We start from the raw sequence: 11,968 nt of genomic DNA on the forward strand, positions 1-11,968 counted from the left end.
TAAAACAAACAGCCTCATCACACGCTTTTAATTAATTAAAAAAGAATCAAAATGATAATAAATATAATTGCCAAAGAACTTAACGTTCGCCCTCAACAAGTTGCCGCTGCTGTTCAATTGATTGACGAAGGCAGCACGATTCCATTTATTGCTCGTTACCGTAAAGAAGTAACTGAAGGTTTGGACGATACTCAACTTCGTACGCTAGACACGCGTTTAACTTACTTACGAGAGTTGGATGATCGTCGTAAATCAATTCTAAAATCAATCAAAGAACAAGAAAAACTGACGCCTGAACTAGAGCGTGAAATTTTAGATGCCGACAGCAAAACTCGTCTTGAAGATTTGTACTTACCCTTCAAACGTAAGCGTCGAACTAAAGGTCAAATTGCAATTGAAGCAGGAATTGAACCGCTGGCTGATTTGTTGTGGACACGTCCTGAAAATACCCCTGAAGAGGCGGCTCAATCGTATATTAATGCCGATAATGGCTTTGCTGATACCAAAGCGGTATTAGACGGCGCTCGTGCAATCTTGATGGAACGTATGGCTGAAGATGCCAACTTACTAGAGAAAGTACGTAACTACTTAACCAGTAACGCTGAACTGTCCTCTAAAATGGTTGATGGCCAAGAGCACACAGGCGAGAAGTTTAAAGATTACTTTGAACATAATGAAAAGTTAACGCGTGTTCCTTCTCACCGTGCGCTTGCGATGCTTCGTGGTCGTAATGAAGGTTTTTTACAGCTTTCTATTAATGCCGATCCAAATCAAGAAGAAGGCGTTCGTGGCTCTTACTGTGAAATCATCATCGCCAATCATTATGGCGTTACTTTAGGATCTCAACCTGCGGATTTATGGCGTAAACAAGTGATTAGCTGGACATGGCGCATCAAGATTTTAATGCACATGGAAACCGAGTTAATGGGCGCATTAAAAGAGCGCTCTGAAGATGAAGCGATTGATGTATTTGCCACTAACCTTAAAGACTTATTAATGGCGGCACCTGCGGGTCTGAAAACGACACTAGGTTTAGATCCTGGTTTACGTACCGGCACTAAAGTCGCAGTGGTTGATGCAACGGGTAAAGTGTTAGCAACAGATACCATTTATCAAAACCAACCTCACAATAAAACAGCGCAATCTGCACAGATTATCGAAACCTTAATCAAACGTCACAATGTCGATTTGATTGCGATTGGTAATGGTACGGCTTCACGCGAGACCGATGCCTTTGTGGGTGATTTACTGAAAAAATCAGGCTTGTCTGCAACCAAAATTATCGTGAGTGAAGCCGGTGCATCTGTGTACTCGGCCTCTGAACTCGCAGCAAAAGAATTCCCCGATTTAGATGTGTCTATTCGTGGTGCAGTATCTATCGCTCGTCGCTTGCAAGATCCACTGGCAGAGCTGGTTAAAATTGACCCGAAAGCGATTGGTGTTGGTCAATATCAACATGACGTTAGCCAAAGCCAATTAGCGAAGAAGCTAGATGCAGTTATTGAAGACTGTGTAAATGCCGTCGGTGTTGATGTAAATACCGCATCGTCTGCATTATTGACCCGTGTTGCTGGTTTATCGACGACGATCGCACAAAATATTGTTGATTACCGTGATGAAAATGGTCGCTTTGAAAACCGTATTACATTGAAAAAAGTCGCACGTTTAGGGCCAAAAGCGTTTGAACAGTGTGCTGGTTTCTTACGTGTGATGAATGGTAAAAACCCATTAGATGCCTCAGCGGTTCACCCTGAAGCGTATCCTGTAGTGAAAACCATTGCGGAGAAAAACGGCAAAGCCATTGATGCGATTATTGGTAATACTGAATTTTTACGTTCTGTCTCTGCGAATGATTACATCAGTGCTGATTTTGGTCTACCTACCGTCACTGACATCATTTCTGAGCTTGATAAACCGGGTCGAGATCCTCGTCCTGAGTTTAAAACGGCGACCTTTGCTGATGGCGTAAACACGGTATCCGATCTTGAATTAGGCATGATATTGGAAGGCGTGGTATCTAACGTGGCGAACTTTGGTGCGTTTGTGGATATCGGTGTTCACCAAGATGGTTTGGTTCATATCTCGGCACTAAGCGATACGTTTGTCTCTGACCCACGTGAAGTGGTTAAAGCCGGTGATATCGTGAAAGTGAAAGTCATGGAAGTGGACGCGCAACGTAAGCGTATCGCCCTGACTATGCGCTTGAATGATCAGCCAGGGGAAGATACTCGTCCTCAGCGCCAATCAAATCAACCACAGCAGCGTAATGAGCGTACTCAAGCGCCAAGACCTTCCTCTTCTGCAAGACAGCAACGTTCGAATAATGATGTTGGTAATGCGGCGATGGGTGGTGCGTTTGCTGCGGCGTTTGCGAAGGCTAAGAAGTAAAAATTTGGAACGCGAAGCTAGAAACTATACGCTTCGCTGACTAGAAACTATAAGAGCGTGTATAGCTAGCGTGGTGATAACTTAGGTTTCAGGGCGCTACGCTTGCAGGTTTCAGGTGTACTCGCTTTTGAACTTCCTGAAACCTGAGACCTGAATCCTCGCTTTTTGCTCTTATTAGAAGCAAAGCGGCCTAGTCAGCGCTAGCGTATAGTCTCTAGTTTCAAATCTCGCATGCTGCAATCACAGCGATCTCCTCTGAAATCTGCAAGGGAGCTTGCGACCGATCTGAACCCTGCTCTTTCTAGTCCCTCAAAGCACCGCCAATATATCCGACGGATTATTTGGAACTACCGCTTTATCATAATGAAAACTGATCACACTTCGACGGCGTACCATCCTGCCCATCTCTGCCAGTTTTTCTAATAACTCTTTAGGTAAATTAAAGCGCATGGTGTAACCCGTGCCCTCACCTTGCGCATAGGTATCGAGTGATAACAATCTAGCAAGTTTTGCTAAATCATCATCAATGTCATATAACGTCCCTATGTGGGGTTTTGATTTTGATTTCTCTTCCATCACATCATAACCGGGGTGATCGGACGGTTCCCATGCATCACGCTTATGTTGTTTATCATCACCTTTGATCGCTTTTTCAGACGTCGTTTCACTCATCTTTGTCGTTGGCACAACAGGCTTCTTAATGCGATTTTCACGTGCTACTTGTTCTGTTGGCAAATTAACAGAGGGTGCAATCAACGGCACGTTAACACTGTTAATTGAAAAGTTCATAAAGCGTTTCCTTATCGTAACACTGAGCAGAAAGTTAAATTAAAAACTCATCTTCCGGCTGCAAAAAACGATGTAACTCAGTGATAAATTCATCACTGTGCGAAATAAAAGGAGCATGCGAGGCTTGTTCAAAGACTACTTTGGTTGAATGAGGGATAAACGCATCCATATCATGCGCGACTTTTATCGGCACTAATCCATCCAAACGACCATACATTCGGCATACTGGCATTGTTAATTGAGATAGACTCTCTCGTAAGTCTATATCGGCCAAAATCGTTAAACCTGTAGCTAAAGCACTCGGATTTGGTGCTGGTCTTGAAAGCACGGCGCGTTTTACTTGTTTAATGTCTTGCTTGGCGTTTGGGCTACCCATTGCTTGCAACGTCATAAAGCGCTCAACGGTTAAGGTGAAGTCCTCTTTTAACTGCTCAGTAAATTGGGACAACACGGCAGACTTTATTCCTCGCCACCCTTTCTCAGCAGCAAAGCGAGGCGAACTTGCTACGGTAATTAATTGACTCACACGATCTGGAGCCGTTAATGCGGCTTGCGTTGCAATTAACCCACCAAGAGACCATCCAAGCCACGCCGATTTTTCTGGTGCCTGAGCGAGTACTTGCGCCACCATCTCATCAAAATCAGCACTGCCAAGCTCGGCACTGTATCCGTAACCTGATAAGTCTACGGTATGAACTCGGTACTGTGAACTTAGCTTCTCAACAATAGGCTGCCACACCGCCCCGTTCATTCCCCATCCATGAATGAGAACCAGATCGGAACCTTCACCTTCCGTTTGCCAATAAAGCGACGTTGTCATCTACACTGCCTATTCGTGTTAAAAAATAATGGAGGGTTCAGTGTTCCTCAGGTTACTGCGAAGGTCAATGCAAAAGTTAGGGGTTAGCCATTGTGATTATTGCTGTTTGGCGATGCCGCCTTCCTCTACTATTTGGTGTCAACGCTGCCTCCATTTAATTCCTAACGTTCCTCGCTGCAAACAATGTGGCTTGCACACCGAACATGACACCGATGTCTGTGGAGAATGTTTATTGCATCCACCACAATGGGATCGCCTATTTTGTATCAGTGATTACTCTGAGCCGTTAAAGGAGTACGTCAGTAAGCTTAAATAACCTGAATTCTGGATAAGGCTGAACTAATTGCCCACCTAACGATCAGATCTTTCGACCAAGAATTATTTGAACGTATTTTAAAAGGTGGGCAAGATGAATAAATTAGTTGATATATTTTGTGATGTCGATGATTTTTGTTATCAATTCTTATCTCAATGGGAAAAATACCTTGTTGAGGCTAGTGAGAGAAAAAGAAAACGTCAGTCAGTAATGTCTACTAGTGAATGTATGACTATTGTCATCGCTTTTCATCAATCAAATCATAGAGATTTCAAGAACTTCTATATCGGGTTAGTTCATCAATATTGGAAAGGATACTTTCCAAATTTACTTAGCTACACTCGATTTGTGAGCAAAATGCCTAGCCTAATCGCCCCAATGTGTGCCTATTTTCAATCTATCAAAGGTAAGCCGACTGGCATTGCTTTTGTTGACTCCACGAGTCTTAAAGTATGCCATAACATTCGAATTCCTCGCCATAAAGTCTTTGATGGTGTTGCGAAAAGAGGAAAAGGTACCATGGGATGGTTTTTCGGCTTCAAACTTCATTTATTGATTAACCATCTTGGAGAAATTATTTCGCTGAAAATCACAGCTGGCAATGTAAATGATAGGACTCCTGTACCTGATTTATGCAAAGAACTCTCGGGGAAATTGTACGCTGATAAAGGGTACATAGGTAAAAAGTTGAGTGAGAGCTTAAAGAACTCTGATGTCGATTTAGTGACTACCTCGCGAAAAAACATGAAAGCAAAAGAGATAAGTGCTTTTGATAAGGCTATGTTATCAAAGAGATACATTATCGAAACGATAAATGACCAATTGAAGAATATCTCTCAAATTGAACATAGCCGTCATCGTAGCGTGACTGGTTTCATGCTAAATGTAATTTCAGGCGTTGTGGCTTATTGTTTAAAAAAACAAAAGCCACGAATTAAGCTATCAGAATGTGAATTTGAACTAATCCTCGCTTAAAGCATGTTTTATCCAGAATTCAGGTTAAATATGCTCAACACTTTTGGTTAGCTCAGGACTTAGGCGTTCTATTAAGTGAATACATTACAGACCCTGCTCCGCTGATCATCCCCGTACCTTTACATTGGAAACGCTTTTGGTGGCGATCCTATAATCAAAGCGATTTATTAGGATGGACGTTAGCAAGAGAATTCAATCTTGAAAAAACCGTGACTCTCTGCGATACCAAAATAGTAAAAAGAATTAAAGCCACTCGCCCTCAGCAAGGGTTATCTCGATCTTTTCGTCAAACCAACTTACTCGGTGCGTTTAAGGTGATGAAGCAGATTAATGAGAAGCATGTGGCGATTGTGGATGATGTGGTGACGACGGGGGCGACAATTAATCTGTTGTGTGCGGAGTTGAGAAAGGCGGGAGTTGAGCGGATTGATGTGTATGCGGTTTGCCGGACGGGGCGGAGTTAAGGGCTAGGGACTATACGCTGCGCTAACTAGAGACTAAAACGCTTCGCTTCTATAAGAGCAAAAGCTAAAAAACTAGAATTCAGATCGCTTTGCTTGCAGGTTTCAGGGGTGCTCGCTTTTGATCTTCCTGAAACCTGAGACCTGAACCCTCGCTTTGCTCTTATAGAAGCGAAGCGGTCTAGTTAGCGCAGCGTATAGCCTCTAGTTTCCTCATCCCACGGCAATCACAACGATCTCCTCTGAACTCTGATCTCAACCTGCTCTTAAAAAACCACAAGCAAACGATTGCTTTTTTTGATTTTTTATCTATAGAATCCTGTTCCAATTGATTAATCACTCACTTTAATCAATCAACCCCAACAGAGACAGGTTCTGATTAACAGCAATCACAGATTGACGCCTTCTCACTTCATGCTCCCATTCAGCGAACCATGAAGACAACGTTATACAATTAGGAATATCGGCCATGACCGTTAAAAATAACACTACAAGACCATCTGAACTTATTTATCAGTTAGATGAGCGTCCACCGCTACCGCAAACTTTATTTGCTGCACTTCAGCATTTGTTGGCGATGTTTGTCGCGATTATTACCCCATCACTGATCATTTGTCAGACGCTTGGTGTTCCTGCTGCTGAAACGAATACTATTATTAGTATGTCTCTGTTCGCTTCTGGTATTTCTTCTTTTATTCAAATCAAAACGTTTGGTCCAATTGGCTCGGGTCTTCTATCTGTTCAAGGGACAAGTTTTAACTTCTTAGGTCCTATCATTGGCGCGGGTCTCGCACTTAAAGCGGGGGGGTGCTGATGTTCCAACCATGATGGCGGCCATTTTCGGTACTATCTTAGTGGCGTCGACTGCTGAAATTTTCCTTTCTCGTGTACTTGAATACGCTCAAAAAATCATTACCCCATTAGTGTCAGGTATCGTTGTCACATTAATTGGTTTAACGCTTATCCAAGTGGGCCTAGTGTCGATGGGCGGTGGTTACGCAGCGATAGGTGATGGCACATTTGGTAGCCTAGATAAACTGGCTCTTGCTGGTACGGTATTGCTTATTATTGTCGCTCTTAACCGATCGGCTAACCCTTACCTTCGTATGGCTTCTATCGTGATTGCGATGACTGTCGGCACAATAGCGGCATGGGCAATGGGCATGCTTAATACCAATATGGCTCACAACGCTGAATTAATCGCCCTACCAATTCCAATGCAATATGGCTTAAGCTTTGATTGGTCTCTGTTTATCCCTCTGGTTCTGATTTTCTTAATCACGGCACTAGAAGCGATTGGCGATATTACGGCAACCTCTGAAGTATCAGGCCAGCCAGTAAAAGGTCCGATTTACATGAAGCGTATTAAAGGTGGCGTATTAGCCGATGGTCTTAACTCTGCTATCGCTGCTGCATTTAACAGTTTCCCTAACTCGACCTTCAGCCAAAACAACGGCGTAATTTTGCTAACCGGCGTTGCTAGTCGTTATGTGGGTTACTTCATCGCTGGTATGTTAGTTATCCTTGGTCTATTCCCGGGTGTTGCAAGCTTTGTTCAAGTTATCCCTGAACCTGTACTTGGCGGTGCTACGATTGTGATGTTCGGTACGATTGCGGCGGCAGGTGTACGTATTATCTCTCGTGTTGATCTAGACCGCCGTGCCATCCTAATCATGGCAATGTCTTTCTCTATGGGACTTGGTTTGGCTCAAAAACCTGAAATTCTCCAGTTCATGCCTGAGATGATTAAAAACATTTTCTCATCAGGTGTAACGGCGGGTGGTGTGACGGCGATTCTTCTGAATATTATTCTTCCAAGCTGTGAAGTGTTTGAGGAGGAGAAGGAAGAAGCGAAGATCTAAAGGGAGAGCTAGAGGCTATACGCTGCGCTAACTAGAGACTATAAAAGCATGTATTACTGTTGTGGTGATATTTTAGGTTTCAGGGCGCTGCGCTTGCAGGTTTCAGGTGTACTTGCTTTTGAGTTTCCTGAAACCTGAGACCTGAATCCTCGCTTTTGCTCTTATAGAAGCGAAGCGGTCTAGTTAGCGCTAGCGTATAGTTTCTAGTTCTTTTCCTGAAACCTCGATTTATCTCCCTAACGGTAACTTAACCTGAACTTTCAAGCCACCTTCTCGGCGATTCGCTAAACTCACTTCACCTTGATGCTGACCCACAATACGTTTAACTATCGCAAGACCCAAACCTGTGCCTTCACTTCCTCGCGCCGTATCTCCACGGGTAAAAGGTTCAAACACCGATTCTAATTGAGCCTCATCAATCCCTGGGCCATTATCTTCAATAATAATCCATGCGGTTTTATGATCGGCAGAAACGCGAGTCGATACTGCAATCCAATCACCACCATAACGGATCGCATTAACGACTAAATTAGTGATCACCCGTTTAATCGCAATCGCATTACCATGCACAGATTGAGGGATATTAGCCAAGTTAGTCTTGATCTCTCGCTCATAACCGCCTTCAGCTAAAATCACTTCGTTAACGATGGTGTTGATGTCTACATCAATGAAATCTTGTTTTGCTACTGGTTTGAGATAATCCATAAACTGACCGATGATCTCATTACACTCTTCCGTGTCTTTAATCATACTTTCTGCGAGATAATCGTCTTGCGGTGACATCATTTCTGTTGCTAAACGAATGCGAGTTAATGGGGTACGAATATCATGACTCACCCCTGCCATTAGTAATGCTCTATCTTGCTCTAGTTGCTGAATTCCTTTCGCCATCTGATTAAAGGCACGAGTTACTGCTTGAATTTCTGACGCGCCTTTCTCTGGAAGTGGTTCTGGGATTTCACCCTTGCCCACTTTTCTCGCGGCGGTTTGCAGTGCCATCAATGGCCGATTCTGAATACGTATAAATGCCCACCCACCAAGGATCACTAATAAAGCGATAAATAAACTGTTTCTAAATAAGGGGGCAAAGTCTTCTTCTTGTAGCTCAGAAAGCGGGATCCGCATATAAAACTCTGGCATCGCTTCTGTTTTCATCCACAGAACATAACTGTCGGCTCCTAAAATCAAGCGCACTTCGGTTGGTGACTCTAACTCTCGACTCATCTCTTCACTTAAAAATTCAACCGGACTTGCTTGATAAAACTCTCTCATCTCAGGATCATGTTCATCATGGATACTTACGCCTAATTGCTCTAATAACTGACGACGTAAAGGTTGGCCTAGTTGGATATTTGTTCCATTTTTAAGTGTCACGTCTTCTGCCAGCATTAAGCGTACTTCATAAGCCAAAATGCGGTTGAACTGTTGCAAGCTAGGCAAAAGTGCATAGTTAAAGACGGCAAGATAAGAGAATATTTGACTGGCGATTAGGAGTGATGCGAGGAGTAACAGTGTTCTGGCGAAGGTACTTTTCATGGGTATTCTCTGTTTGGTGATGAATTTGAAGAGGGTTAGAGACTATACGCTGCGCTAGCTAGCTAGAAACTATAAGAGCGAGTATGGCTGGTGTGAATTTAGGTTTCAGGGCGCTTCGCTTGCAGGGTTCAGGAAGAGCAAGAGCTGAGTTCGGTTTGCTTTCGCTCTTCCTGAAACCTGAAACCTGAGACCTCGCTTTTTGCTTTTATAGTCTCTAGTTAGCGAAGCGTATAGTTTCTAGTTCTTTACCTGAATCCTCACCTACGCTCTTCCTCGTCCCTCGAGCGCAGCGTCCTCGACTCTCGTCCCTTCTCTATCCCTCTGCACCATCCGGTACAAACACATAACCTAATCCCCATACCGTTTGAATATAACGAGGGCGGCTTGAATCAACTTCAATCATACGACGAAGGCGAGAAATTTGAACATCAATCGAGCGCTCCATTGCTGAATACTCACGACCGCGCGCCATATTCATCAACTTGTCACGCGACATTGGTTCACGCATATTCGTCACCAATGATTTAAGTACCGCAAATTCGCCCGATGTTAGTGGCATTGGCTCTTCATTACGGAACATTTCACGCGTACCTAAGTTTAGGCGAAACTCACCAAACTCAACCATTTTATCTTCCGCACTTGGCGCACCCGGCGCTTCAATCACTTGACGACGTAGAACCGCTCGAATACGCGCCAGTAATTCACGTGGGTTAAATGGCTTTGGTAGATAATCGTCCGCGCCCACTTCTAAGCCAACAATGCGATCAATCTCATCACCTTTTGCCGTTAGCATTAAAATAGGTAGCATATTATTGTTACTGCGCAGACGACGACAGATAGATAACCCATCTTCACCAGGAAGCATTAAGTCCAATACCATTAAGTGAAACGTTTCACGAGCTAACAAGCGATCCATTTGCTCACTGTTTGCGACACTACGAACTTGAAAGCCTTGCTCTGACAAATAACGCTCTAATAAAGAACGAAGACGCGCATCATCATCAACAACTAAAATCTTATGGTTTTCTTGCATGGGCTTAACCTCAATATATAACTTATTTCAGTGTACTCATAAGTGTGAGCATAAAAAGTAACTATTTCATGAAAAATGATAGATGAAATTGTTACTTTTTATGTAACAGCTGCAAATTTTAAGTATAGAATGCAGTACTACTGGTTATTTACATGGCATATTGATTGCTTAGTTAATAGCTTTTCAATAAGTATTGCGGATTCATTTCTATGTTAGTCGGATATAAACGTGCACAGTGTAAGAAGGTTCTTGTCATCAACCGTAAAGGTGGTGCAGGCAAATCAACCTTTGCAATTGCAATGGCGTCTTTCTACGCTCATCAAAACGTAAAGACTGAAATCATCGATCTTGATCCACAAGGAACCAGTTATTTTTGGGGAAATAAAAGCGAGGGTGTAAGAACGACTAAATTTTTACCCTCTTCTAACGTGCCTTTCTCTCTCGCATTACGATTAGAAGCCGACACCAAAATTACGGTGATTGATTCTCCCTCTAATTTCAGTCAATTTGAAATGGAGAAATATATCTCGATGGTGGATAAAATTGTTTTTCCCGTTCAACCCTCACCGATTGATGTTCACTCTATGTTGGGGTTTATTAAGGATTTAATTAAGTCTCCCGCCTTTAAAAATAACAGAGTTGAATTAGCGTTTGTTATTACTCGCTGCAAAGAAAACAAGCAAGGCACTGAGTTTATTCATAAAGTGCTGCAACACATGAAATACCCGCTATTAGGTAGTATGTCTGAGAGTCAGGCATATCAGAATATGTTTTCTGAAAAGAACAGTTTTTTGATTAGCCATCCAGAATTAGATAAAGAACTTTGGCAGAGGATGAAGCTGTGGCTTGATGTCGATATGACGCCACCACAAACACTCGCCCCAGAAACAACAAAAGTGGCTGAGCCGAAGCCAACCACTTATCGTTCTTTACTTAAAAGACGCTATTAACCACTTGTTTATGCATTAAGCTATTTGGAATTAAATACCAAATTCTGCACGGTAGGCTTTTACTGACTCAAGTTGCTCAGCATTGCCGCCTTTCTCTTCTAAGAAAGAGATCAGGTCAGTTAAGCTTACGATTGAGATAATTGAGCAACCAAAATCACGCTCTACTTCTTGAATCGCAGATAATTCGCCTTTGCCTTTTTCTTGGCGATCGATTGCCACAAGACACCAGCAAGATCAGCGCCGTTTGCTTGGATAATTTCCATTGATTCACGGATTGCGGTTCCTGCTGTGATCACGTCATCAACCAACATGATGCGACCTTCAAGTGCGCTACCAACTAGGTTGCCACCTTCACCATGATTCTTTGCTTCTTTACGGTTAAAGCAATATGGCTTATCCGTATCGTGGTGATCCGCTAAGGCTACTGCGGTTGTCGTTGCGATTGGAATGCCTTTGTACGCAGGGCCAAATAGCACATCATAATCAATACCTGATTCAACTAATGCCGCGGCATAAAAACGGCCTAAGCGCGCTAAATCACGACCGGTATTGAACAGACCAGCGTTGAAAAAATATGGGCTTATACGGCCAGACTTTAAAGTAAACTCACCAAACTTTAATACTTCTTTCTCAAGGGCAAATTCAATAAACTCACGCTGGTATGCTTTCATCTTCATTCTCTCTTTTTTGGTATTGTGATATTTAAAATAAAAAACTATACGCTACGCTAACTATATTGCTTCGCCTAGAGACTATAAGAGCGAACATCGATATTTTAAGTATTAACACTCACATAATCAGTGCTTTTGCTTTTATAGTTTCTAGCTAGCGTAACGTA

8 protein-coding genes and 2 pseudogenes are annotated in these 11,968 nt (G+C 42.9%); 5 read left to right on the forward strand and 5 right to left on the reverse strand.

All coding sequences use genetic code 11. The features are described 5' to 3' along the window. The first annotated feature begins 51 nt into the window (after positions 1-51). Positions 52-2,388 carry a Tex family protein gene (locus VSAL_RS01255; RefSeq protein ID WP_012549075.1) on the forward strand — a complete coding sequence of 779 codons (2,337 nt, stop codon included), beginning with the start codon at positions 52-54 and terminating at the stop codon, positions 2,386-2,388. Positions 2,389-2,697: 309 nt separating this feature from the next. Here VSAL_RS01255 and VSAL_RS01260 read toward each other — a convergent pair whose 3' ends face one another. Then, complete coding sequence (locus tag VSAL_RS01260) at positions 2,698-3,177, reverse strand: hypothetical protein (RefSeq protein WP_012549076.1); 480 nt, start codon at positions 3,175-3,177, stop codon at positions 2,698-2,700. 34 nt (positions 3,178-3,211) lie between these two features. Then, entirely contained in the window at positions 3,212-3,997 is a 786-nt protein-coding gene (gene bioH, locus VSAL_RS01265) for a pimeloyl-ACP methyl ester esterase BioH (protein WP_012549077.1), read from the reverse strand. Positions 3,998-4,406: 409 nt separating this feature from the next. On the opposite strand from bioH, the gene VSAL_RS01270 reads away from it, so the two are divergent. The 3 genes and pseudogenes from VSAL_RS01270 (at position 4,407) to VSAL_RS01280 (ending at position 7,611) form a co-directional block, all read left to right on the forward strand. After that, positions 4,407-5,288 carry an IS982-like element ISVsa6 family transposase gene (locus VSAL_RS01270; RefSeq protein WP_012548944.1) on the forward strand — a complete coding sequence of 294 codons (882 nt, stop codon included), beginning with the start codon at positions 4,407-4,409 and terminating at the stop codon, positions 5,286-5,288. 107 nt (positions 5,289-5,395) lie between these two features. Continuing rightward, on the forward strand, positions 5,396-5,752 hold the full coding sequence (locus tag VSAL_RS23735; protein ID WP_269447613.1) for a ComF family protein: 357 nt from the start codon (positions 5,396-5,398) through the stop codon (positions 5,750-5,752). A gap of 466 nt (positions 5,753-6,218) precedes the next feature. After that, positions 6,219-7,611 (forward strand): annotated as a pseudogene (locus VSAL_RS01280) (uracil-xanthine permease family protein). A 228-nt stretch (positions 7,612-7,839) separates the two neighbouring features. Here VSAL_RS01280 and envZ read toward each other — a convergent pair. Then, positions 7,840-9,153, reverse strand: a complete 1,314-nt coding sequence (gene envZ, locus VSAL_RS01285; RefSeq protein WP_269447614.1) for a two-component system sensor histidine kinase EnvZ — start codon at positions 9,151-9,153, stop codon at positions 7,840-7,842. Positions 9,154-9,460: 307 nt separating this feature from the next. Continuing rightward, positions 9,461-10,180, reverse strand: coding sequence for an osmolarity response regulator transcription factor OmpR (ompR, locus tag VSAL_RS01290; RefSeq protein WP_012549079.1), 720 nt, complete (start codon positions 10,178-10,180; stop codon positions 9,461-9,463). Positions 10,181-10,389: 209 nt separating this feature from the next. Between ompR and VSAL_RS01295 the strand changes: the two genes are divergently transcribed. Then, positions 10,390-11,130, forward strand: coding sequence for a ParA family protein (locus VSAL_RS01295; protein ID WP_012549080.1), 741 nt, complete (start codon positions 10,390-10,392; stop codon positions 11,128-11,130). Positions 11,131-11,160: 30 nt separating this feature from the next. Here the strand turns inward: VSAL_RS01295 and pyrE are convergent. Continuing rightward, a pseudogene (gene pyrE / locus VSAL_RS01300) lies at positions 11,161-11,801 on the reverse strand (orotate phosphoribosyltransferase). Between the last annotated feature and the right edge of the window lie 167 nt (positions 11,802-11,968).

Origin of the sequence: Aliivibrio salmonicida LFI1238 (assembly GCF_000196495.1) — a bacterium.
Lineage (GTDB): Bacteria > Pseudomonadota > Gammaproteobacteria > Enterobacterales > Vibrionaceae > Aliivibrio > Aliivibrio salmonicida.

Excerpts from the sequence above, each read along its gene's own strand:
- VSAL_RS01255 (WP_012549075.1), top strand. The coding sequence starts at position 52 with ATGATAATAAATATAATTGCCAAAGAACTTAACGTTCGCCCTCAACAA.
- VSAL_RS01270 (WP_012548944.1), top strand. The coding sequence starts at position 4,407 with ATGAATAAATTAGTTGATATATTTTGTGATGTCGATGATTTTTGTTAT.
- VSAL_RS01295 (WP_012549080.1), top strand. The coding sequence starts at position 10,390 with ATGTTAGTCGGATATAAACGTGCACAGTGTAAGAAGGTTCTTGTCATC.
- VSAL_RS01260 (WP_012549076.1), bottom strand. The coding sequence starts at position 3,177 with ATGAACTTTTCAATTAACAGTGTTAACGTGCCGTTGATTGCACCCTCT.
- bioH (WP_012549077.1), bottom strand. The coding sequence starts at position 3,997 with ATGACAACGTCGCTTTATTGGCAAACGGAAGGTGAAGGTTCCGATCTG.
- ompR (WP_012549079.1), bottom strand. The coding sequence starts at position 10,180 with ATGCAAGAAAACCATAAGATTTTAGTTGTTGATGATGATGCGCGTCTT.